General features: G+C 37.3%; 20 protein-coding genes. 14 read left to right on the top strand and 6 right to left on the bottom strand.

Annotated elements, in window-relative coordinates; translation table 11 throughout:
- Positions 1-99 precede the first annotated feature (99 nt).
- Complete coding sequence (locus WH223_RS00325; RefSeq protein ID WP_340045525.1) at positions 100-792, top strand: hypothetical protein; 693 nt, start codon at positions 100-102, stop codon at positions 790-792.
- A gap of 169 nt (positions 793-961) precedes the next feature.
- On the top strand, positions 962-1,117 hold the full coding sequence (locus WH223_RS00320) for a hypothetical protein (protein WP_340045524.1): 156 nt from the start codon (positions 962-964) through the stop codon (positions 1,115-1,117).
- Positions 1,118-1,323: 206 nt separating this feature from the next.
- On the opposite strand, the gene WH223_RS00315 is transcribed toward WH223_RS00320, so the two are convergent.
- The 4 genes from WH223_RS00315 to WH223_RS20080 form a co-directional block, all read right to left on the bottom strand.
- A complete protein-coding gene (locus WH223_RS00315; protein WP_340045523.1) occupies positions 1,324-2,154 on the bottom strand; it encodes a FlgO family outer membrane protein in 831 nt (276 codons plus the stop codon).
- Positions 2,155-2,550: 396 nt separating this feature from the next.
- Entirely contained in the window at positions 2,551-3,294 is a 744-nt protein-coding gene (locus WH223_RS00310; protein WP_340045522.1) for an SDR family oxidoreductase, read from the bottom strand.
- 476 nt (positions 3,295-3,770) lie between these two features.
- Positions 3,771-4,745: a hypothetical protein gene (locus WH223_RS00305; RefSeq protein ID WP_340045521.1), complete on the bottom strand. Its 975-nt coding sequence runs from the start codon at positions 4,743-4,745 to the stop codon at positions 3,771-3,773.
- Positions 4,746-5,216: 471 nt separating this feature from the next.
- A complete protein-coding gene (locus WH223_RS20080; protein ID WP_445265596.1) occupies positions 5,217-5,528 on the bottom strand; it encodes a DUF6660 family protein in 312 nt (103 codons plus the stop codon).
- 187 nt (positions 5,529-5,715) lie between these two features.
- Here WH223_RS20080 and WH223_RS00300 point away from each other — a divergent pair, with 187 nt between their 5' ends.
- Positions 5,716-6,174 carry a VOC family protein gene (locus WH223_RS00300; RefSeq protein ID WP_340045520.1) on the top strand — a complete coding sequence of 153 codons (459 nt, stop codon included), beginning with the start codon at positions 5,716-5,718 and terminating at the stop codon, positions 6,172-6,174.
- 2 nt (positions 6,175-6,176) lie between these two features.
- Here WH223_RS00300 and WH223_RS00295 read toward each other — a convergent pair whose 3' ends face one another.
- Positions 6,177-6,500 carry a winged helix-turn-helix transcriptional regulator gene (locus WH223_RS00295; protein WP_340045519.1) on the bottom strand — a complete coding sequence of 108 codons (324 nt, stop codon included), beginning with the start codon at positions 6,498-6,500 and terminating at the stop codon, positions 6,177-6,179.
- A gap of 645 nt (positions 6,501-7,145) precedes the next feature.
- Here WH223_RS00295 and WH223_RS00290 point away from each other — a divergent pair.
- The 10 genes from WH223_RS00290 to WH223_RS00245 all read left to right on the top strand — a co-directional run bounded on the left by WH223_RS00290 (position 7,146) and on the right by WH223_RS00245 (position 21,558).
- On the top strand, positions 7,146-7,742 hold the full coding sequence (locus WH223_RS00290) for a hypothetical protein (RefSeq protein ID WP_340045518.1): 597 nt from the start codon (positions 7,146-7,148) through the stop codon (positions 7,740-7,742).
- Entirely contained in the window at positions 7,667-8,653 is a 987-nt protein-coding gene (locus WH223_RS00285; RefSeq protein ID WP_340045517.1) for a TlpA family protein disulfide reductase, read from the top strand. Before WH223_RS00290 ends, WH223_RS00285 begins: the two co-directional genes overlap by 76 nt.
- A gap of 1,582 nt (positions 8,654-10,235) precedes the next feature.
- Positions 10,236-11,372, top strand: coding sequence for a HEAT repeat domain-containing protein (locus WH223_RS00280; protein ID WP_340045516.1), 1,137 nt, complete (start codon positions 10,236-10,238; stop codon positions 11,370-11,372).
- Between the two features lie 85 nt (positions 11,373-11,457).
- Entirely contained in the window at positions 11,458-12,819 is a 1,362-nt protein-coding gene (locus WH223_RS00275; RefSeq protein WP_340045515.1) for a glycosyltransferase family 2 protein, read from the top strand.
- Positions 12,812-15,628 carry a tetratricopeptide repeat protein gene (locus tag WH223_RS00270; RefSeq protein ID WP_340045514.1) on the top strand — a complete coding sequence of 939 codons (2,817 nt, stop codon included), beginning with the start codon at positions 12,812-12,814 and terminating at the stop codon, positions 15,626-15,628. Before WH223_RS00275 ends, WH223_RS00270 begins: the two co-directional genes overlap by 8 nt.
- 79 nt (positions 15,629-15,707) lie before the next feature.
- Positions 15,708-17,744: a DUF4838 domain-containing protein gene (locus tag WH223_RS00265; RefSeq protein WP_340045513.1), complete on the top strand. Its 2,037-nt coding sequence runs from the start codon at positions 15,708-15,710 to the stop codon at positions 17,742-17,744.
- Positions 17,745-17,808: 64 nt separating this feature from the next.
- Positions 17,809-18,267, top strand: coding sequence for a DUF1573 domain-containing protein (locus tag WH223_RS00260; protein WP_340045512.1), 459 nt, complete (start codon positions 17,809-17,811; stop codon positions 18,265-18,267).
- A 139-nt stretch (positions 18,268-18,406) separates the two neighbouring features.
- Positions 18,407-18,820: a hypothetical protein gene (locus WH223_RS00255; protein WP_340045511.1), complete on the top strand. Its 414-nt coding sequence runs from the start codon at positions 18,407-18,409 to the stop codon at positions 18,818-18,820.
- 75 nt (positions 18,821-18,895) lie between these two features.
- A complete protein-coding gene (locus WH223_RS00250; protein WP_340045510.1) occupies positions 18,896-20,485 on the top strand; it encodes a helix-turn-helix domain-containing protein in 1,590 nt (529 codons plus the stop codon).
- Between the two features lie 182 nt (positions 20,486-20,667).
- Complete coding sequence (locus WH223_RS00245; RefSeq protein ID WP_340045509.1) at positions 20,668-21,558, top strand: DUF3078 domain-containing protein; 891 nt, start codon at positions 20,668-20,670, stop codon at positions 21,556-21,558.
- A 122-nt stretch (positions 21,559-21,680) separates the two neighbouring features.
- Here WH223_RS00245 and WH223_RS00240 read toward each other — a convergent pair whose 3' ends face one another.
- Complete coding sequence (locus WH223_RS00240) at positions 21,681-22,319, bottom strand: CatA-like O-acetyltransferase (protein ID WP_340045508.1); 639 nt, start codon at positions 22,317-22,319, stop codon at positions 21,681-21,683.
- A gap of 32 nt (positions 22,320-22,351) precedes the next feature.
- Between WH223_RS00240 and WH223_RS00235 the strand changes: the two genes are divergently transcribed.
- Entirely contained in the window at positions 22,352-23,308 is a 957-nt protein-coding gene (locus WH223_RS00235; RefSeq protein WP_340045507.1) for a helix-turn-helix domain-containing protein, read from the top strand.
- The last annotated feature ends 68 nt before the right edge of the window (positions 23,309-23,376 follow it).

Below are 23,376 nucleotides of genomic sequence, written 5' to 3'. Positions count from 1 at the left end.
AAAGTTTAATAGAGGGCTATTCTAAAAATCAGGTGATGATATAGACACTATGATGCTTAGGATAGTACCTCTTTGTGGTTATTCATTACACGATGTACAATGAACTATACAACTAAAAACCGCTGGCGATTTACGGCCATTATGCTCACAATAAGTGTGCTGCTATGTTTAACGAATGCGGGTAAAGCCCAACAGATAGTGCTCCAGGATATTGATGGTAAGCCGCTTTTGCGGAATCAATTTACGGACATTGATGGTAGCCCTTTCTTGTTCGATGATTGGTTGCCGTCCGACATTTCATTCCGCTCTGGGGGAAATCTAAAAGACTTTAATGTGAAATATGATGTGATAAACGATGCACTTGTTTTTCTGGATCAGGAAGGGAATCTTAATAATTTTAAAGAATCCGTGAAGTCTTTTAAGTTTACGAAAGGAGCAAAGACCTATGTTTTTGATGCGCAATATCCGGCAATTGATGGGCATACCGGTTTAAGCTACTACCAGATATTGTTTGCTGGGAAGCTACAGCTGATAAAGAAGTATAATAAGGTTCTTTTAGAACCACAGAATTACAACTCCGCTAATGTTGCGAAGAAAGTTCAAGATATCGTTAACCTCTACGTCTATAATCCAAGTGATAAATCTATTGTAAAGCTCAAGCAAAATGAGTCTTTCCTAGCCGAAAAACTAGCCATAGACGCCGGAAAATTAAAACGATACTTAAAATATAATAAAGTGAATATAAAAAAGCAAGACGACCTGGTGAAGCTTTTCGAGCTTTATGCTAAATAGCATTTTCAGATAGTCTATAGGCATGCTTTTTAGCGATGCTAATCTTTATAAGTTTTTTCTTAATAAATCCGCAGTTTAAAATCCCATCATCCATTGATGGGATTTTTGCTTTGCCCAAAATAGCAACGGTATTCTCCTTTTGGGATAAACAGAAAAACGTTGGTAAGCAATGAAATTGAAAGATGCTGACGATCGTAAATCTATTCTTAATGATTTAGAATTGGAAGATAATACGGGTTATAGTTTTGTTTTAGCAGGCTTAGCGTTTAGGATGCTTGATGGATTAGCAATGAAGGATTATCCGGTATCTTTTAGAACTAAATAAATAATGGGCCAAAGAAGAACGTAGACCCATTGTCGTATAAATGAAGCCTATAGACTTTTAAGGGACGGAGCTTGATTTTCTGCTAACGCAGGATAGTTAGATTTGCGATTCAAGAACCTACAAAAAGTAAAAAGCGGCAGCTATGCTGTTGCATAACTACCACCTACTTTTATTAATCAACCTTTGTAATTTATTGCTATGGGCTGTTATTTTCTATATAATGGGCAACGTTTTAAAAGGTATTCCAACGAGCTGTTGTACGAGCCATCGGTATTGCCAAATAAAGCTTTACGTTTCTCATTGAAAATGCTGCTGTCATTGTTCATATAAATGGAAAGACTCACAGAAACATCATAACGCTGTGTCGTATTGCTTGTCGCAATCGTACTTCCACTAGCTCCTTTAATTTTATCGTTGTCGTTACGCTTGATATTCGCATTATTTGTTTCAACAGCATTCGTCATGGCTGCGGCTTTTGTTTGGGTAATGGTTCCATCAATCACGTATTCAACACCCATGATATCACAAAGCTCCTTCATAGTATAGCCCATCATTTTATCTTTGGTAACACCTGCCTTAATTAAAAGGGCATTCGATGTTCTTGGATCAAGAATGGTATAGCCTGCGCTGTGTTTTGTTAGGTATCCATAAGCATCATTTTGTGCTTTTAAGCCCACTTCATCAGCACCGCCTTCACTATCCTTAATAAAGGAAAAAGGTAAAATCGCCACTTTATTGCGTACATCTTTAGTTTGACTTGCCGAAACTCCAGCTTGATTAGTGTTTTGTGCTTGCTGAAAATTTTCTACACGTCCACTGGCGTGTGTAATTTTTGAAATGTCTGCTTTCTTAATGTTATACTCCAAGTTTTCACCCGTATATTTAAATATTATCTCCGCATCTGTCATCTTAACGATTTTACCCGATAGCTCTTCGCCATTTGTTTTTATAATAACGTCGGTTTGGGCTTTTGCTGCTTGCGCAAACATGTTTAGATACAAAATTGAGCCCATAATCAATAAAATTATTCTTTTCATGATCGTTTTTTTATGTGTTCTTTACTAAATAATTAAAACTAAATTGTTGTCTTTTTTCGTTTAGTTAACTGTTTTGACGATGCAAAAGTAGGGTGGATAAAAGCCTATTGGATAGGAATAACGAGCGAACTGATTAAAATAATTGGTGAAACAACGAAAACGAAAGGTGAAATTACAATAGGCAGCAGGGCGGGTATTGTTGGAACAAATTTGATGACCTTGTTCTGTAAGCTGTATAATCTAATCTTCGTATAAATTGATTAAGCAGAGCAGATTCCGTTTATACCTAAAGCTTGTGAAAAGATCTTGCTTTAGGCCATAACTGGTGATGGGATAATAACGTTTGAAAAATCCCCAACGGCCATCGGTATGCTGTGGCTGTTGGGGATTTGGTTCTTAGCGATCGTTTACGGCATGAAAAGCTTCGATACGCTGTGGGAAGAAGTTCGCCGCAAATGGGACGGTTCTACCAACGGCAATTTCAATATCGTCTTGTTCTAAACCTTGAAGAAGTGCCGTAGCAACCTCAAGGGCAGGAATCCCTTTTGTCGCTCCATCAATTTCTTTGGCGAATTCTGTATTCACCGTAGGTGGTAAAAGTTCAAAAACTTTGATATTACTAGTTTCTGCTAATACTTTACGTAAAGACAATGTATAGGAGTGAAGAGCTGCTTTGCTATCTGAGTACGTAGGAATAATAGTTACTGGTGAAAGGGCAACGATAGATGTCACGTTAACAATTGCAGCTTCGGCTTGTTGCTTAAGCAAGGGTAAAAGGTATTCCGTTAATCGAATGACAGATAGGTAGTTGGTTTCGATTTCCTGAGAGGCTTTATCATAAGCATTTACGTTTTCACCGTGCTCATACTTGAATGCTTTACCAGCATTGTTGACCAAAATACTTAAGTCGGGGTATTTTGTTTCTAGTGTTTGTACTAAATCTTTAACCGCTGCATCATTGGTGACATCGCATACCAAAGCATCTACATTTTTAAGTGATGCCGCTGCCTTTTCGAGCTTTTCCAAAGTTCGGCCTATTATAATAACCTTATTTCCAGACTCGCTTAATAGTTTTGCAGTTTCATAGCCGATTCCTGAACCACCACCCGTGATTAAAACCGTTTTGTTTTTTATTTCCATGTTTGATCGATTTTATAGGTCCTATTAAATACTAATGGTGACACTATGTGTTGTTATAGCTTAAGTAAATTTTCACTTGTCTTTTGCAAGTGAACAAATGTAAATATTTGTAATTGTATTTTGCAATAGCAAAATGAATAAAGTTTGTTCTGCTATTATTTATAATTTGAATTTTAATCAATAATAACGAAGGATGTTGGTCTGTTAATTTGCTTTTAAACCTGCTTTAAATAGCTTTGAGCCTGTTTTTTCTTGATTTTGTATTTTAGTCGTTCTACCTTTTTTTTTTCTTTGTGTCATTTTATTTTTACACTTAGGCTTTCGGGAAAATGCATTCTTTCCGAATGTTAGGTTTATCCTGTTTACAGATGAACCTACTATTTTAACATATAGAAGTGGTTGTTATAGCATTTTTATGTTAAAAGGGGATCCAATTGGATCCCCTTTTAACAATATAATTCGAGTTCATTTACTCTTTAAACTAAAAGATGTTTCAGCACTTTATCTTTAAAAAACTGTCTGGTGATTTTATTGCCTTCGGCGAGGAGCTCTGCTAGGGGAGTTGTATTTTCACCTAATGCTTCGGTAGCCTTCTGTAAGGCTTCTTCTTCATTTTGGATAAGGTATGTTTGGCTGAACGCTTGCGCTAACGATAGCATAATAAGTCCTTCGTCTTTCAATTCGCCAAGACGACCGATTATCCAACTTAACGCATAGAAGTTATACTTAGAAAGTAATAAGGGGATGGTGTCATCCGGTACTTCCCGTAGCTTATTGAAAGGAGAGTTGAGGACCGTATCACTGAGGTAGCTGTCTAAGGAAGAGCGTTCTTTTTCAATTTCTACCAACTGGATAGCCCCTTGTAAGGCATGCGCATAGATACTGAGCCAGCGTAGCTTCCGACGTAGCTCATGGATACCATCTTCCATATCACTGAATGAAGGGTCACCATTGTTGGCAAAGGTTGTAATTTTTGTAATCTCGTCTTCGTAGAATTGTTTTAGACGCTTATGTTCTTCTTTGGCATCTTTCCACTTTACGTCTGCTAAATCCTGCTGTATTTCCTCGAGCTGCTTTCCATTTAGCCAGTCAAAGTGGGTAAGCACTTCGTTGAGGTCGCTAACAGCATTTTTGCCAGGGACTAAAAAGTGAGACTTTATGAATTCGGGAAGATTACTTTTCTTGGATAGCTTTTTATTTAAATCCTCATAATAGTCTATGCTGCCCAGCATATCCTCTAGGAGTTTGAATTTCTGAAGCAATTTTTTAAACGTCTTTTTCTGAGGGCCCGTAGCGGCATAAATTCTGGAAAGACCCTCTAAATAAAATAGAGGTGTTCTTAAGTCATTGGTGAAAAGATACATTGCTGGATCCTTCGTTTCGGCGGCAAGTGTCAACAGAGAAGCTATCTGCTGCAAGAGGGTTTCAAATTGAATCTTGTTATCTTTCATATTTTTGGTTTGTTAGCTGGTCGTTTATTAACGTCGTTTTAGTACTCAAAAGCTTAGCGGAATATACTGCTCAAGCTAATAATTTTGACTTATGAGTTTATCGTTGTCTTTTTTGGAAATCTTGTCGTTTTAGATTTCTATTCCAGGGCTTTTAACAGCTTTTAGCCGATTGTTGAACGCGTCATAATCTTAAATGAAACTACCTTTTATTACGATATGTATAGAGTAACACTTTACAAGTCGATTTTGTTGATACTTGATAAAAAAAATAGTTTAGCAAAATTGTGAGTTCATGCTATAGCAACCCTTTTGGAATCATCATGTCATTGAAAGTAGACATATATATGGCTATTCCTTAATTAGAATCATGGAATTTCCTTTTCATTAACGAACTATAAAAGAATCCTAATGCGCAAAGATTAGTATGCTTTATGTATAGTTTTGATGGTAGAAATGGTATAGGACAAGAAATTAGCCTATATATTTGGGAGGTTGCCAGATGCTACCGGCATAGGTAGAACTTGATGAAGAATCTTTTATTATTATCCTTGTACTAAGGAGCTCTATTGTAATATTGATAAGTGAGGAAGATTGCAATTTAACCATAGGAGCCGAGACACTACAGCAGGTGCAGGAGCAAAGTGGAGAGCAATCATCGATGTGGTCATACCTGCTTTCTTTATTGGAAAGGTGAGAGCAGCTGTCGTGGCTATTCGTATCTTGACAGGGAACACTCATAAGTGCTGTTAGGTAAATAACTAATAAAATAGCAATCCTTTTCATGGTATACGTAAATATAATAAATATTAAATCAATAGTTTATAAGGTTTATATTTTTTGTTTTAGGCATGCCTATGTAGATGGTAATTAGAATACCGCATAGCATTCTTGGAGCTGTACTTACAATTTGGTAAGTCCTTTACTATTCTTTTCTAGATAGATACCTTTGTTGAAACAAAATACAATGGGTATGAATCTTTCAAACAATATAATTGGTTTTCATCATGTATCTATCAAGGCCGATAATTTTGAAGAGACGCTTTTATTCTATCAGAAGTTAGGGTTTCAAGAGGTACATCGCTGGTCACTGCCGGCTTTTAATTTAGATAAATGTGTGATGTTAAAACATCAGGCTATTGGCTATCATCTGGAAATTTGTGATAAAGATGCAAATATCCCTACGCAAGGACGAAAAAGAGAAGCTGGGGATCCTTACATAGAAAATGCGCTTCTTCATATTTGTTTTACTGTTAAAGATGCAGAGGAAGCACGGAAGGAGGCGCTGGAAATTGGTGCTACAGACCTCAGTAATGGCGTGTTTACCTTAGATCTAGTGGATGGCGAAAAGATAGTTAACGTGCGGAATAGCCTCGTTTATAGCCCTAATGGGGAAGTTATTGAGTTTTTAGAGCAAACGACATTTGGCTAGTCTTATAACTGAAAATTAGCCAAGTGTACCAATATGGGTACAAGCTTTAGTCCTTTTTCGGTTAGCCCATAGACTGAGGATGCTTTATCTTTTTCTTTCCAAATCAAACCATCTTGGCTTAATTCGTTTAATTGTTTGGAAAGGGTACGGTCGCTAATGTCAGGCATCCTTATTTTGAAAGCCGTATAGTTAGTCGCCCTTTCCGATAATTGAAATAAGATGGATAACTTCCATCGGCCACTAAATAAAGCTAACGTTTTTGAGGCATTACAGAATTCCTGTAGTGCTTTTTCATTAATAGCATTGCTTGAATTTTCTTTACGCATTTTACCTATATCATGATCTGCTATACGATGAGTTGGAAGCCAACAAAGTGCTGTGCTTCGTCAGAAGCTTCCTCCAGTACGTTGCACATCGTATATGCGGTACTCTTAAGGTATAAATATAGTTTTTTTTGAGTAGCAGCGGTGTAGCCTCTGCTTTAAATGTGCCAGCTTTCAATATTGAGGTTGACGAAGACTTTTATTTAGAATATGTAATCGTAGAAAATATACTTACGTTAACAGCAACACTAAGGGGAGGAGGTTTTTTGTGAATTGTCCCCGTTAGCACATCCATTTTAGATCGGAATATTAAATGTGGGAGTATTGGGGAATATAAGTAAAATCTCGTGGGTTAATAATTTTTTTCGTTAGGATGATTATAGCTGTGTTTAGATGGGGAAATTATTTTTTATTTATATCTTTAGTTTATATACGCCTAGATGTTTGGATGTAGATTAACCAATAAAACATAAAATAAACTTGTCTTTCAAGGCTATGTTGTACCAAATTTAGGTTTGGGACTGTTCCTCACGCGGTAGGACGTCCTAAATTTATCGTAAATGGTTGTATATTTTAGGATGAGAGAAGATTTTGTCGAGGTTTTTACGCATGTATAATCCCTATTCACCTTATAACTAAAACTTAATTATGTCAAGAAAAATAATTCGTGTATTGCTGTTCTTTTTTACATTGTATGGCTCGCTGCGCGCACAGGAAAGTAAGCCAGAAATTAATGGGTATGCATCGTTGAAAATCGTATTTAAAGGGAATTATCCACGTGAGGCTGATGTAACGATGTCTCACTATTCCAACGTTTTCTTTTATGATTCCCCTCTTGAACTGAAGCATGTAAATGACTCCGTTCGCTTGTTATCGACCTATACATTTGGCCCTGCTCATGTCTATTTTATTTATAATCAGCAGTACTTTTGTACGGTTTTAATGCCCAATACCACCGAGGTGTTGGAGATTGATTACGCTGCAAATGGTGAATTCAAAACGAATTATAAAGGAGCAGGAAAAGAGATTTTTGAAAATAGTCACCTGATGCCGACATTCATTCAAAACACATTGTTTGGACGTATAGAGGCTCCTGATCCAAAATACCTAGATAGCAAAGGCTTATTCCTTCAGGCAGACAGCTTTAGGGAATACGAGCTACAGCGCGAATGCATACCTTGTTACAGAAAGCATCGGCCGATATTAAAAGTGCTTATTTTAACGCTTATTCTTCTGCAGGAATAGAGCATGCACATCGTTCGGGTTTGCTAGCTAGTTATGATGATCTTGTGTTTAGGCATAATATAGAGGTCGGCTTAGATAGTGCTACAGCATCGCAACGTATTCCTGCGCACAGCCTAACTTTTTATAACGGTATTATCGAAGGAAAACATGGTGATCCTAGTGCTTTAAAAGCTAACGGTTATGCTCTACTATTAGCTACTATAAGCCAAGATACCTTGCTTCATTTGCCTGCCCTTGCTGAGGTCGGTCCTTTCGCTTATCGTGCTAAACTACACGAACTTTTTGGTTCTATTTTTAAGCATGAAAATAATTTTTTTTATCAGGCGATGGTAGGCTATGCCTATATGAACTTAATAAGTAGTAAGGGGAAGCTATCGAATCAAGATATGATGAATATTTTAGATTTCTTCGAAAATAAAGAGCTTAGCGCGTACTTGTTATACCATAATGAATTGAAAAATTCAAAAGTAAATAAAGCTGCGGGAACTTCGTATTACTTGCCTTTTGAAAAGACACATGTTGACGTGTTGCCTGATATCTTAAGCCGTCATGCCGGAAAAGTAATTGTCGTAGATTTCTGGGCTACCTGGTGTGGTGCCTGTATTGCTAATTTTGAAACAACCAAAGCCGTTAAAGATGCTTATTCTCAAGCTGCTGATGTCATTTTTGTATATATAGCCGATGAAAGTTCTATTGTCCAAAGTTGGGAAAACTATGCCGATATAATAGGAGGGATACATTACTATTTGTCTAAAGAGCAGTTTAAGAAAATTCAAGATGATTTCAAATTTTATGCGTTGCCCTCTTATTTAATTTATAATGCAAAAGGAGATTTGTCTACCACAAAATTGCAAGCATTAATTTCTAAGGAAGAATTGAATGAAGCTTTAGAAAAAGCATTGAAAGAGTAGAAACTTGCTTTTTGGGAAAAGCTTTATCTAAAACCACCTCAGTGTAGGTGGTTTTTTTATGCTATACATCGTATAGGAGCTAGTTTTAGTTATCTTTTATGATAACTGTGATTTTGAGGCTTATTTATACGCTTTTAATTGATGTTTGAGTCAGTATAGAGCTTCGTTTGTAGTGTTTTGGCTACAAATTAAATTGTCCTATCTAATTTGTAGTGAACAGACCGCTCTTTATTTTATTTTTGATACATAATTATTACTTAAGTACCCATATTTTCTTTTTGCATTGCAGCTTCGTCCTTTCGGTAGATTTCCTACCTGAAGGAAGTATATTTCGTTAAAATAAATTGAAATGGATTTTTTTCCAATTGTCGTCTTATTTTTTGCTTTAATCCTGAACTCGTTTTTCCTTTTTTTAAATGTTAAGAAAAGGGAGTTAGCTTTTTCTATTTTGCTGTATGCTTCATTTTCTATGGGTAACTTTTCTAGTTTCTCTTCTTGTATACACAACAAAATAAAACGAAAAATAGCCGTTAGAAAGATGAGCGATACACCTAGGTTGCTAATGAGAAAATTAACTACAAGGCGCTTTAGAACTATCCTGAAAAGAATGAAAACACGACCCAGTTTACTTACTTTTTCTCAAGTAGCAGCCTATAGAAATAAGGTCTGTGAATACAATTCTAGCATTTCCTTTTCTTGAGTTTCTAAGAAACAATTCGGCTTATTCCTCACCTAAGAGATAGCGCTTGTAAAATTGAAAACTGATGATGAGTCATGCTTCACATGTCATCGTTATTGTATACTTTCTGTATTTATAGCCTATGGATTTACGCTATATTTTTGTGTAAATTTAAGCCTCCCAAATCATACTGTCTACGTGATGCACACTGACCAATCGTTATAAATTAACGTCAAAAGGCCTTGATTTTTTTACGTTAAAAACTCGCTATATAATTTCTTTTTTACGGGAGTTTATGTATCTTCATCTTGTTCGAGAAATCATTATCAACGGGTAATGGCAATAGCCTAAGTAAATCTTCTTCATCGTTATTAATTTCCTTGCTTTTTGGCTTTATTCTTGTATTCAAATATGTTTGTATCCCTTGCGGTGAAAGACATTTAGTAATCCTTTTCCATGTACCTTTGAGAAGGTTATTTCCCCCCTTTTTTATATAAATAGTGTGTTTATATATTTTGTCCCCCTAATGTCCACCCTCCTTGTTTTTTATAAAAGAAACATTTTCCGTTAAGCGTAAAGTTGTCCGGCTTATTATGTCTGTTTTATAAGCTTGGTTGTTGTTTTTCATGCTGATTGTCAGTTGTTTATTCTTGTTATTTTTGAAAGTTGTAAAAGAGGGTAGTTTCGTGGGTAGGATAAAAAGGAATTTTTTTGAGACAATTATGTATTAAACTATGATAACCTTTGTTTCTGATTTTAGCTATTGTCCCATGTGCAAAATATTTGCTTTTGACAACTCGAAATAACCTGTATTTCCTAGGATAGTAAGCTAAAATGGAGTATTGAAATTATCAAAAAAAAATAGTTATGTACTATGATTACTATCTCTATTATTTAAGCTACATGGATTCCATGTATAATGGTTATCCACTGATTATTCGTATGACTGTTGTCATGGTGATGTTTCTTATTTTAATCACTGTGTTTGGTTTCCTTCGATTACTTTATGTAGGTTATAAAATTAATAGAAGAGATAAACGACGGAGTCGTACACGTATATTCTTTGAAGAGAAATTGACTTTTGTGATGTCGAGTAAAACGAATTATGATGTTGAAGAACTTCAGGAATTGTTGGAGTATGACGTTGCGAAAACCAAACGTTGGAAATCCGATTTGCTGACCGATTTGGTACTTTCAGTAAAGGATGCCGTTTACAAAGAAGGTGTACTTAATCTCCTTAACTATAAAAATTGTATAGAGGCTCTACGCCTGATGGGATTCTGGGAAAAAAGAATCCGTACATCAGGATTAGAAAAACGTAGAGAGGCGCTACAAATTGTAGGTCAGTTTGACCGCGGTATTAATAGTGGGATACTATCAAAATCTACCTTTCATAAGAATAACGATCTTCGTAAGACGGCACGTGATTTACATACAAGCCAGGATAGCTACAATCCTTTCCGATTTATGGAAGATAATTTTGATGAATCATTTAGTCAACTTGATAAGCTACGTTTACACTCTACACTGATTAAAAGATCTAAAGAGGCACAGCTTCCGAACTTGTTGCGTTGGATTAATAACTCTAAAAAGGTAAACTACGTCATATTTGTCCTTCGCGAGATTGGTTTTTTTAAACAATATGAAGCAGCACCTTCCTTGGTGGATATGTTGGATATTTATGAAAATAAAGATGTCAGAGCTCAAGTAATATTGACCTTAGGCGAGTTGGGCTATGCGGAGTCTACAGCAAACCTTGTAAAACGCTATCCACTAGAGTCCAATGCCGTGAGGGATGCTATTATTACGGCAATGGGGAAGTTTAAAGGTCAGGATGCACTAGATTTTTTAACATATGCTTACCACAGTACGGAAGATATAAGAACGAAATTAATCGTTGCAAGATCGATTAAAGCTCATGGGAAAAATGGGGAAGATACCCTTCAACTATTGCTAGAAGAGGCCCGTAAAAAAACAGCTAATAAAGAAGATGTTCTCTTAGAACAGGTATTCGCTGAACGTACTATCATCCCTGCTTAATTTATAATAAATGGTCTTTTTTTTTACCTATCTAATTTATTTTTACGCCACCACTTTAGCCATATTTTATTTAGGCTTAATGATTTTGAGTTACTATAAGACGCTGTGGTATAAATATAGGTATACAATAAGAGAAGAGAATTACTTACGAGAGTTTCCTGATGAAGCTCCAGGAATATCGATAATTGCACCCGCATTTAATGAGGAAGTAATTATTTATGATAGTGTAAGCTCTCTTCTAAATCTTAACTATCCAAATTTTGAGGTCATTATCGTTAATGATGGAAGTAAGGATAAGACGTTGGACATTCTAATTCAGGAGTTTGAACTGGAAGAAGTACCTTACTATTATACCTACAAGGTATATTGTAAGCCGGTTCATCGGATTTTAAAGTCTAGAAATCCAATGTACAACAGATTGCGCGTAGTGGATAAAGTGAACGGAGGAACAAAAGCCGACGCTATGAATGCGGGGGTAAATATTGCGACCTACGACTACTTTATCAATACCGATGTCGATTGTATTCTTGCGGAAGACACACTGAGTAAAATTATTCTGCCTGTCCTTGATTCCGATAAACCTGTTATTGCCGTAGGTGCCACTATGCGGATGGTAAATAGTTGTACAATCGACAAAGGAAGAATTACGCGTGTTAGACCGCCAAATCGATTGATTCCGCTTTTTCAAGAAACAGAATATTTGCGCTCCTACCTGGTGGCAAAAATGGGTTGGTCTATGCTGAATGCTATTCCCAATGTATCGGGAGGCTTTGGTCTTTTTGATACGCAGGTCGTTATTTCTGCAGGAGGCTTTGACTCTGCTTCTCATGCTGAAGATATGGATATGACGGTACGTATGGTCGCTTTTATGCGCGAAAATAAAAAGCCCTATCGTATTGTTCAGTGTCCTTACAGCTTGTGCTGGACGGAAGGTCCTCCCAACATTAAAGTACTCAATAGGCAACGAACGCGTTGGGGAAGGGGCATGTTGCAGTTTATCATTGACCATCGCAAGTTCTTTTTTAACAAAGATTATGGACGATTGGGATTTGTCGTGATGCCCTATATCTTATTTTTTGAGTTTTTAGCACCTATCATTGAGTTTACAGGATTTCTATTTATGGTCTATCTGTTAGTGACCAATCAGGTGAACTTTGATACCTTCTGGATGATGCTCCTATATGCCTACTTGATTGGAATATCGGTTTCTATTATCACGGTTTCCTATGATTTGGTGTTAGGAAAGCTCTACAAGAATTTTAGAGAGTATTTAAAGCTGGTACTATTTTCCGCTTTAGAGGCTATTATCTACCATCCGCTGGTCGTAGTTTTTACACTACGTGGCTATTATCAATATTTAACACGTCGAAACTTTAAGTGGGGACAAATGACAAGGCAAGGATTTTCACAACCGAAAACTCCCAATACAGTAAATAATAATGTTTAGAATATACAATAGCGTTAAGCTATGGATCGTTTTTTTTGGATTGTTCAATAGCTGTCAATCAACTTTTGCCCAACGTGCCGTTTCTGCGACAGAGCGTAATGCCGATGTTCAGGAAATTAACCAGCTCTATAATTCAGGAAAGTGGGAAGAAGGAAAAAATAGGGCCGAGGCCAATTTGAAAAAAAATCCTAAAGACGCCGATATGCGTATGGTCTTAGGTAAATATTTTATGCATAAGCAGCAGTATGATAAGGCGCGTTATGAGCTTGCAAAATCAATTGAATATGCGCCTGCGAATGTAGAGTCTAAGCAGATGTTGGTTACCGTAGAGACAGAAACACAACGCTACTCCAGTGCCATATGTTATATTAATGAGCTCCTTGAAGTAAATCCATATTGGAAAGGATTGTGGCGTAAAAAAATTGAACTCTATCGGACGATGGGAAATCACGTCGAGGCCGATCGCTTATTAAAGCGTATTTCTCAAATATATCCTGAAGATGAAGAACTGAAGAAGGATCAAACCTATTTGGTCGAGCAAAAGGCCGTGAATGTGAAGAAAACAGGGAAGATAGACGAGCTTATTGATATGGCTAAAAAAGTCGTTGAGGATAAGCCTCAGCAGCAAGATGGTTACCTATTGGCTATCGACAACTTCATCAAAGCTGGTGATTATAATAATGCTTTAGTCTACACGGAGCGTGCGCTAAACCAATTTCCCGGTAATGGAGGCTTTGTGCAGAAGAAAATTGCTATTCTAGAACATCAACAGCGTTATCCTGAAATCCTCGTCTTCTTAGAAGCCCAAATGAAGGGTGGTGGTGGTGCTATGCGCTCTCAGTACAATTATTTCCTATTAGAAGCAGCACGCAGCGCCAAGAACAATGATCCAGCGACGCTATATGGTAAAATATTTGATGGTGCTCCCGGAAATAAGGAAGCCTTCGATTATGTATTCAATGATTTCTTAGCGAAGGATCAGTTGGAAGCATCGCTACTTGCGCTGAATAAACATCGTAAGGCCGTTGGCACAAATAAAGAGCTCGATATGAAAGAGCTTATGGTTGTTAAAAGAACTCAAGATCAAGGGCGAATAGAAGCGCTTACACGCACGTACTTCGCTAAATATCCAGCAGATATCGAGCTTAAGGAATCTTATGTAAACATGACCGTTCAACGTGCTAAAGCAAATGTACAAGAAGGTAAAATAGGCGATGGTATTGCCGAATGGAAAGAGGTCATAAAACATGGCGATGAAGAGTCGGTAGCGATGGCACAGCGTGGTTTATACAATGCCTATGTTGTAGAGAAAAGATACCAAGAAGCCATTATGATACTCGACGATATGTTGCTTGACCAACCCGGGAATAGTGACCTTATGCTTAAGAAATCCGACCTGTATGATAAGCAAGATCGCTATGAGCAGGCCCTTCGTATTTACGAGCAGGTAATTCAGGCTTCTTCGATGCAGGATAGAGAGCGTTTGGTAGGTGGCTATAATGAGATGATTCAACCGCGCTTGAAAGCTCTTCGGGATAGCTATCGTTTGGTTGAGGCAAAGCAGTTGGGCGAGCGTTGGCTACTCGTCGATGAGCGTAATCAAGATGCGCTTCTGGCTATGATTAATATTTCTTACCAGATGAAGGATAAGGAACAAATGCTACATTATGCACAGATGGCTGAAGAGCAGTATGGTGATGATGTTTCCTTTAAAGTGAAGCTTGCCGAAGCTATGTTGAACCAAAAGAACGATAATTTTGAGCGCTCATGGACCTTGTTGCATGAACAAATACAGCTCAATCCTTATCACGTGCCTTTGGTAAAGACATTTATCAACGCTACCGAAGAATATGCAGGGAAATTATTGAAAGAAAAATCAAATACGGTAGCCGTCAAATTGCTCGATACCGCATTGCGCTATGAAGATAATAAGACCTTGAAGTATATGAAAGGATTGGCTTATGAAGGCTTGAAGAACTATGACTCCGCCTATTATTACCAGCGTTTCCATGATCCTTCTATAATGGAATATGAAGAGTTTAAAAGCCATCTCAACTATTTAAGTCATAAAACCTTTAAAAATGTGATAGGCCTAGCTCACCTGCGTGCGCGTTTTGGAGATGACTATAGCATTACTTCGATTTCTACGGTAGACTATACACGATTGATGGCTCGAGGCGGTTCTTATACAGGACGATTAAACTATGCCGGAAGAGGCGATGGAAAAGGAATTCAAGGGCAGGCAGAATGGTCCAATCCATGGACAGACGATATCGTCACACGCGTAGATCTAGCCTTGGCCAATAAGTATTTTGCGCAGCTGGCGGTAAACTTAGCTGCAATCTATACGTTTAAACCTACTTGGGATGCCGAGGTAGGCGTGGGCTACCGCCGATTTTTTACCAAACAGAATTTAATGAATCTCAATTTAGGGATTACTAAGGATATTGACGACTTTAGGCTAGCCGCTAAGTTGAGTAACTTCTACCTTACGGACAACGATAAAAGTCATTACCTATATAGCGTTGGCCTTAAAGGGCAATATTTTATGGGAAATTCACTAAATTATCTTTTAGCGGTAGGTAGCGTCGGGAATTCGCCAGATATAGACCTTGTAAATAGTCAACTGTATAGTGGCTACAATGTTATGAATGCGATGGTTGGGGCCGGAATTGGTCGTTCTATTACTCGCAATATGAATGCGAGTTTAATGGGTACTTGGTATAATTTCCAAGTAGATAAACCGATGGAATTTGGAACGTATAGAAATTTGTATAATCTCTATTTTCAATTGAATGTATCCTTTTAAAGAAATCACTTTTTTTGTCTTTTTGCTCTGCTTTTTTTCGAGCTGCAAGGGTGGTCAATTTGATTTTTCAGCCTCTACCATGGTAATCATCTCTAATGGTGATAAACTAAGCGAAGGGGCCGCCGATTATCTATTTCGGCATATGAATAACCGTAAAAAAGGACAACTGAACATACAGCGGTCGGATAGCTCTCCGGATAACTTTACCGGAGGGATTATTTACGTGGAGGTCGTACCTGATTTAGCCTATGACTACGAAATCAAGAATGAAAAAGGTAGGCTTTCTCTATTCGGGAAGGATAAAGCGGTATTGCAATGGTTAACTTATATGCTGATAGGTCGTTTAAGCGACGCTCAGCCGATGGAGGTTACAGACCTTCCTCCGCATTATATAGCTTTCCAAACGGAAGCTGTACGCTTTGCTTTTGATTATCGTGAGCCGCACTTACAGCCAAATGTGGATCTTATTAATTCAGGTATCTTGTTCACGAATAATGTGGACCGTGACTGGGGATTATGGGGACATAACTTGCATCGTGTATTCGCTAATCATCCGCCGGCCGCAGCCCTGGCTTTAATTAATGGTGTACGCGAGGATGATCAGTATTGTTTTTCTGCTCCGGAAACCTATCAAGCTATTCGCAATTTTGTCATCGACCAATATGGAAGAGGAGAGGCCGACGCTAAGAACTTTATGATTGCTCCGAATGATAATGATCTTGTTTGTAGCTGTGCTGCATGTCGTAAAGCGGGTAATACAAAACAAAATGCAACGCCATCCCTGATGGTACTTCTAAATCGCTTGGCTGCAGAATTTCCAAAGCATCATTTTTATACAACCGCTTATCGAACGACGATGACGGCACCGACTGTAAAGATGCTCGAAAATACGGGTGTTTTTCTGAGCACGATAGAACTTCCAAAAAATGGACTGCTGGATCAGCAGAATAAAGAGGTACGTAACTTTATACGTTTGACGCAACAATGGAAAGACAAGACTGCTCATGTTTATTTGTGGGATTATATCTCGAACTTCGATGATTACTTGACGCCTTTCCCGGTTATGCGTCGGGTGCAGAGCCAGCTTACTTTCTTTAATGAGCAAGGGGTTAAAGGGATGTTCTTGAATGGGAGCGGATATGATTATACACCTTTTGATGATGTTAAAATCTATGTGTTGAGTGCGCTATTGATTAATCCTTCATTGTCGGTAGACAAGCTTGTCGAACGATATTATCAACGTTTTTATCCGATTACGGGGAATATCCTTTCTGCATATATCCTAGCTATGGAAGAAAATGTAACAACTAGAAATGTTGATATAGCTATTTATACACCTTTTCGTCAAGCTTTGAAAAGTTACTTCAATCCAAACAAAACGAATACTTTATACCGCGCATTAATAGAATCATTACCACGCTTAAAAGGGGATGAGAAAGTACGTGTCGAAAAGTTAATAATTGCTTTAAGTTATGCACAGTTGCAGACGAGCTATGAAGAAGCCGCTTTGTCGAACGGTTTTTTTGTGCAAGAAGGTACTTATTTGCATCTTTCATCAAAAAATGAACCTGCGATAGCTTTATTGAATCAGTATACCCGATTTAAGGATATCAGTAGGTACAAAGAAGAGCATGGTATGCTTGCCCACTATTTGAAGGAGTGGGAAAGCTGGAAAAAGAAAAGAACACCGATTAATTTAATTAGTGCTGTGAAAGCTATTGAACTTTCTTCAGGATTACCCTTGGAAGATTCCAATATCCTCATTGATAACCGACCTGGATTTTTATCTGATTTCAATCAAGGGTGGCTGCTTTCGGGCGAAAGTATGCAAGTTGAATGTGAGCGTATAGACCTTGCAAAAAAGAAGGTGGAGCTACAGCTTAATTTTCTAATCAACAAAAAGCATCGAATGCTAGCTCCTGAACGAATAGAAATATGGGAGGCGAATCAACTGTTAGCTCAGTATACCGAAAGTAATTTTCACCTGACAGATCAATGTGCTTCTCTGCGTGAACGTATTGAGGTTGATCCTAATAAGAAAATTGTATTTAAGATTTTTAAAAGTAACAAATTGAAAAACTCCGTAATTGCCTGTGATGAAATCTGCTTATTTTAATTTTATGGTTGTAGGAATATTGTTGTGTACGTCCTGCTTAAATATAGCGAATAGGAAAACAACAATGGATGTGGAAGACAATGATAGGCATTATTACCCGATTCTCGCTGGCCAACGAAAGGATATCGCGTATAAGATTACCAATACAGGGAAAAACCCATTGATGATAACCGATATTATTACATCCTGTGGATGCTTAAATGTCGACAAAGGTACCGCTGTGTTTACGATACCTCCAGGAAAAGATAGAATACTCACACTAAGTTATAATAGTGCTAAAAATGTAGGCTACGTAAAACATTATATCACGCTATATGGTAACTTTGAAAAAGCTTTATTCAAAGAATTGGTATTTGATATTAATGTGGTGCCTAACGCCATGTACACACTTGATTACGAAGAACTTTATGCCGATGAGGTGAAAAAAGATGGCGGCGTAAAAGAGTTTGTCGATGGTAGTGAAAATAATAAAGGCTACTATATGGATGTTGACCTAAGTAAAAGTGTCCATCAAACCAGATAGTTAGTTTTTTTTTAATGATAATATTTAATTAATTGTTTTTCATAATAATAAAAAAATATACTTTAAATCATTTTAAAATGGAACGAAATTTTGATATTAGTAAAGTCTTTATAACATTTAAAGTCTTTGATATCTACCTATGCGTTCAGAGTTTTACAAACCCAAAGAACTATTATCTGCTTTAATTGAAGTCGATGATAGGTTAAAAAGTACAATTGAAAAACATTGCCCGGATAAGGATTTTAAACTTTCAGGTGATGTTGATGTCGATTTGCAGGATTTTTTGCAGCTGACTGCCTCAGCTGATAATGATGTTGCTTACTTGTCGTCACAATTGGCGTTATTACATCTTCGTAAAGAGATGGAAAAAACAATAGAAGTAATTGTCGAAGTGAATGGCTTACGCGCACACCATGACTTCAACTTAATGCGGATTGCGACTCAGAAGGAGTTGAAGGAAAAGGGGAATGACAGTTCTTCAAAAAAGTTAGTACTTATCGGACTCCTTGGAGGGGTGATTCTAGCTTTTGCATTGTTTTTATTCGTTTTGTAAGCTTTGGGGGAGCTTTATCTTAGCTAAATGAGAAAAGTATCTGTATAAGATTTTAATAGCTATTATTGTTTACGAATGAGACTTTTCTTTTTTTCTGCTTTATTTATTTTAATACCATTCAGCTTTGCTTTTGGACAGAAGAACTATTCTAATAAATTTAATGAATTTTATCTTAAGGCGGAAGCATTATTGTCAGAAATAGACAATAATGATATCCATAAAACGATAGACTCCCTATCTGAGTTGGCAAAAACTGATGAGGAGCTTATCAGGTTGCAATTGCTGTTGGCAAGGTTGGCTCAAAAAGAAGGGGCTATAAGGGATGCTATTCATTTTGCGATGAAGGCAGACACCATTGCTGATGCCTCTTTTAATTTTTATTGGAAGGCGAAAACAGGTGTTTTTCTCGCTGCCTCATTTCGCCAATTGGGACTCACCAAGATGTCTTCAGAATATCTAGCGAGTGCGGAAGAGGCCAGTCAAAAAGAGAAAAATATTGATAAGGGGAAGTTCTTACAAATTAGTATTCTCCATGAAAGAGCATTTTATAATATAGCCATAATGGATTATTATGAAGCGAATAGAAATGCTATAGCAGCGGCTAGCTATTCTCGAGACCTTTCTTCTGCCGATAAAGAAACCATTCTTCTGCTAGCAACTAGCGATCAGCTTTTAGGTCTATGTAATATTTACTTGGGGAATTTCGTTGAAGCAGATTTCTTTTTGAATGAAGCTCTGCGTAAAGTCAATAACTTTGAAAATCCGTTAAAACCATTCGTCTTAGTTACGCTAGCCAGCTTAGCAACCACCAATGGTGACCAAAAAAAGGCTGAACTATACCTTAACGCATTGGATCCTTACCTGGTGCTCGGAAATTTGAGAGATCTTAAAATTCAAATTTATGAGGCTTGGGCCGACTATTATCAAAAGTTTGGAAGTATAGCGCTCTCTGTTGACAATCGTACAAAGGCCTTAACAGTTAAAAATCAAGAGTCCGATTCTGTTAAAAAGGTGCTCGATGAGTTAATTGTAAATAGCAAAGGAACGAATCAGCAGTATCGCTATAAATACTATTTTGCGATAGGTGGCGCTTTTTTTATTTTATTGTTAGCTCTTTTTTGCATAGGTTTTATACTTAAGAAAAAAGAACAAATTAAGAAAGATTATCAGTCCCTTGTGGATGCTATTGCTCAACAGGCTGCCGTGGTGCCAACTTCAAAATCAGGGATTAATACGCTATTGACAAAACCTGAAAATAGCCCAGTGAAGACAGCTAGGGAAGTTAATATTTCCAAAGAAACAGAGTCACGCTTGCTTCATGAGTTTGTAAAACAAGAATCACGCTTGTTTTTTCTTGAAAAAGGCTTAACCGTACGCCAATTAGCGAGTTACATGGGTACAAATGCCCGATATGCGGCTTATATTGTACAGAAATTCCGTAATAAAAACTTTTATGACTATGTGCAGTGCAAAAGGATTGAGTATATAATAGAACAATTTGAAAAGTCACCTAAACTACTCGATTTTAAACTATCGCACCTAGCAGATATGGCTGGATTTGTGTCGTTGAGTAAATTCTCCATAGCCTTTAAAATGGTGATGGGAATGCCTCCTTCAGCATTTGTTCATTTACTAAAGAAAGAACAAGAGCAGGAGAAGCGCTAAGCGCGTTGAAGAAATCTTTAATCTAATTTAGGCTTATCCATTTTAATACCTAAGGCAAAGCGGGCATAGCTAAGTTTTCTAATTGCTGTTTTTAATAATCGACAAACAACAAAGGATTTTTATTGTTTATAGGAAAAGTGTATTGTTTTCAGCAGTACATTTGAGTCATTTAATTTATACATATGGGATTTAAAACACTACTAACCGGATTACTTCTAGTGGGAGGCTTACAAAGTTATGCGCAAGATGCAAAGCCTGAGGATGCGAAAAAATGGACTATCAAAGGAGAGAATACCTTTCTGATTAATCAAAGTTCCTTTTCCAATTGGGCTGCGGGTGGTATCAATTCATTTGCGGGTAACCTAGCCCTAAACTATGATTTCAATTATAAGAAAGATAATTGGAGTTGGGATAATAAAGCTATCCTTGCCTACGGACGTACCTTTCAAGATGCTACCAAATGGCGTAAAAATGATGACCGCTTAATTTTGAATAGTTTACTAGGACTTAAAGCCAGCGAATACTGGATGTATACCTTCTATATGAACTTTAATACGCAGTTTACCGATGGCTACGACTATAAGTCTGATAACACCTTAGGGAATGGTGGAAAAGCGATATCACGCTTCTTTGCACCTGCATATTTAACCTTCGGTCCCGGTTTTGCTTTTAAGAAATCGGATAACTTTAGGGTGAATATATCCCCTGTGGCGGCACGTTTTGTGATGGTGGAGGATAAAGCTTTACGTAGTAGATATAGCGTAGATGAAGATAAATTTGCACGTGGCGAGTTTGGTGCTTCTGTAGATGCTTACTACAAAGTGAACCTAATGGAAAATATCACTTTTGAAAATATACTTAAGCTTTATTCCAACTATTTGGATAAACCAAAGAATGTAGACGTTGACTATACGGCCAACTTATTCATGAAGGTTAACAATTATATCTCCGTGAATGCAGGCGTACAGTTAATCTACGATGATAACGTGGACGTGCCAAAATCTGATGGCCATATCGGTAAAGGATTGCAGGTGCGTCAAATATTTGGAGCCGGATTTACCTATAAGTTTTAAAAAAGGCCAAAAACAAGTAGTTTCGTATCGAATTAGTGCTTGATGCCTCTTGGTATTCAAGCACTAGTTTCATTGGACGTACGCTGCGAATGAAAATAGCTATTTACCTTAATCTACGACCTTTAAGTAATTTGCATTTGACGATTAAAGGCATCGAAAAAGTTGCTTACATGTATTCCGTCGCATAGGGCATGATGCACATGCACAGCAACAGGAAGTAGTACTTGAGTCCCTTCAAAGCTCAATTTACCAAATACAATTTTAGGAATACTATCTGTAGAGGCTATATGCTGAGCATGCTGCATACTCGTGAAATTCACCCTAGGGAGTACGGAGTAATGAATAAGGCTTGTTAAGTCCGCTCTTAATTGAAGGCCATTGTTTGTTTTTTCATGATCGATGGCTAGCCTAGCTGTTGTGCTAAATGATTCGAAATTTGGTTGATAGTTGAAATAGGCAAATCCAAAAGTTTCATTTCTTCTCATGACAGTCACAGAACCAGAAATAATTGCATATTCAAACACTTCTTCACCTTCCATTCGATAGCGAAATTCTTTTATTTGATTGACGGCAATCAGGGATTTATGTAGATAATATAAAAAGAAGTTTACACCGTGTGCTTTACAGTAGGCATAGGCTTCGGTACAATTTATCATATTTGTAATACCAAAGAAGGGCTGTTGAAAGCCTTTGAAGAAATTATAATGATCCCTACGTTTCCAGTTACTGATATCTATCTTATATTTGTTTGAGTTCTCCATGCGGCTAAGGTGCCGATTAAAATCATTTGAGCATGTGCGCGAAGGGATGCGAACTAATTACACGGAAGTTTACTGCTGATATCGCTGCCCATGAATCATCAGGTTCTTTATCGGGGGTATTTGATTGTTATTCTAAAAATGTGCGAACAGCAGATTTCGATTTATTGAGATTTAATGCTAGTTTTCAAGATACGTTATATGTCAAAGATTTTCAGGATACGACACATTTAAGTATGCATTTTCAGTTGTCTGGAACTTCTAATGCCTCCATTTCTTGTTTAGCGGCTGATATTCCTATGCAAAAGGGACAGTTTAATATATTAAACTGTGTGGATCCTGTAAGTTCATTTATCTTTCCCGCACAGGAAAAATATGACTACCTATGTGTTGGGTTAAAAACTTCTTTTTTTGATGAAGTCGTCGAAGATTGTGGACCTGCCTATGCTGATGTACTGAAAAAGAGTCAAGCACAAAGGGGATTTAGCCTGTTTGCTGGAAATGCTGTAACCAGTCGACATCAGCTTGACGTGCTAAACTGTTTGCAGGCTCCTCCAGTAGCCGACAATTTAAGGACAAACTACTTAGCGTCAAAAGTTCAAGAATTATTGATTCTTTCCTTAGGGATGTATAGTTCCAGTAGTCAAAGCCAGCTTGATGTTGTTTCAGTTTCCGACCGTGAAAAATTGGAAGCTGTTCGGAGCTATTTATCGATAAACTACCTCTTGGCGCTGGACATGAAGAGTATAAGTAGGCAATTTCTCTTGAATGAATTTAAGCTGAAAAAAGGCTTTAAACTGTTGTTTTCTCAGACGGTTTTTGGCTTTATCCATGAATTACGCATGCTTCATGCCGCCACTTTATTAAATGAGGGGGGCTTATCTATAGGCGAAATTGCAACAATAGTTGGCTATACCTCCGACTCTTCATTTATTAGGGCATTCGGTACTTTTTATGGATATCCGCCGGGAAAAGCTTCGAAAAGAAGATAAAACGTTACTTTTGGTTTTTCCTTTAAGTCTATTGAGCAAGTTCATTTTAATTGATGACATTCATAGGT

The organism is Sphingobacterium sp. MYb382 (assembly GCF_037572665.1).
Classification (GTDB): domain Bacteria; phylum Bacteroidota; class Bacteroidia; order Sphingobacteriales; family Sphingobacteriaceae; genus Sphingobacterium.
Note: the sequence above shows the minus strand (reverse complement) of the source record. Positions and strands in the feature narration are given on the sequence as shown.

What these genes read in the sequence shown, in the direction of transcription:
- WH223_RS00325 (WP_340045525.1), top strand. Translation starts at nt 100, where the DNA reads ATGAACTATACAACTAAAAACCGCTGGCGATTTACGGCCATTATGCTC.
- WH223_RS00320 (WP_340045524.1), top strand. Translation starts at nt 962, where the DNA reads ATGAAATTGAAAGATGCTGACGATCGTAAATCTATTCTTAATGATTTA.
- WH223_RS00315 (WP_340045523.1), bottom strand. Translation starts at nt 2,154, where the DNA reads ATGAAAAGAATAATTTTATTGATTATGGGCTCAATTTTGTATCTAAAC.
- WH223_RS00310 (WP_340045522.1), bottom strand. Translation starts at nt 3,294, where the DNA reads ATGGAAATAAAAAACAAAACGGTTTTAATCACGGGTGGTGGTTCAGGA.
- WH223_RS00305 (WP_340045521.1), bottom strand. Translation starts at nt 4,745, where the DNA reads ATGAAAGATAACAAGATTCAATTTGAAACCCTCTTGCAGCAGATAGCT.
- WH223_RS20080 (WP_445265596.1), bottom strand. Translation starts at nt 5,528, where the DNA reads ATGAAAAGGATTGCTATTTTATTAGTTATTTACCTAACAGCACTTATG.
- WH223_RS00300 (WP_340045520.1), top strand. Translation starts at nt 5,716, where the DNA reads ATGAATCTTTCAAACAATATAATTGGTTTTCATCATGTATCTATCAAG.
- WH223_RS00295 (WP_340045519.1), bottom strand. Translation starts at nt 6,500, where the DNA reads ATGCGTAAAGAAAATTCAAGCAATGCTATTAATGAAAAAGCACTACAG.
- WH223_RS00290 (WP_340045518.1), top strand. Translation starts at nt 7,146, where the DNA reads ATGTCAAGAAAAATAATTCGTGTATTGCTGTTCTTTTTTACATTGTAT.
- WH223_RS00285 (WP_340045517.1), top strand. Translation starts at nt 7,667, where the DNA reads ATGCATACCTTGTTACAGAAAGCATCGGCCGATATTAAAAGTGCTTAT.
- WH223_RS00280 (WP_340045516.1), top strand. Translation starts at nt 10,236, where the DNA reads ATGGATTCCATGTATAATGGTTATCCACTGATTATTCGTATGACTGTT.
- WH223_RS00270 (WP_340045514.1), top strand. Translation starts at nt 12,812, where the DNA reads ATGTTTAGAATATACAATAGCGTTAAGCTATGGATCGTTTTTTTTGGA.
- WH223_RS00265 (WP_340045513.1), top strand. Translation starts at nt 15,708, where the DNA reads ATGGTAATCATCTCTAATGGTGATAAACTAAGCGAAGGGGCCGCCGAT.
- WH223_RS00260 (WP_340045512.1), top strand. Translation starts at nt 17,809, where the DNA reads ATGGATGTGGAAGACAATGATAGGCATTATTACCCGATTCTCGCTGGC.
- WH223_RS00255 (WP_340045511.1), top strand. Translation starts at nt 18,407, where the DNA reads ATGCGTTCAGAGTTTTACAAACCCAAAGAACTATTATCTGCTTTAATT.
- WH223_RS00250 (WP_340045510.1), top strand. Translation starts at nt 18,896, where the DNA reads ATGAGACTTTTCTTTTTTTCTGCTTTATTTATTTTAATACCATTCAGC.
- WH223_RS00245 (WP_340045509.1), top strand. Translation starts at nt 20,668, where the DNA reads ATGGGATTTAAAACACTACTAACCGGATTACTTCTAGTGGGAGGCTTA.
- WH223_RS00240 (WP_340045508.1), bottom strand. Translation starts at nt 22,319, where the DNA reads ATGGAGAACTCAAACAAATATAAGATAGATATCAGTAACTGGAAACGT.
- WH223_RS00235 (WP_340045507.1), top strand. Translation starts at nt 22,352, where the DNA reads ATGTGCGCGAAGGGATGCGAACTAATTACACGGAAGTTTACTGCTGAT.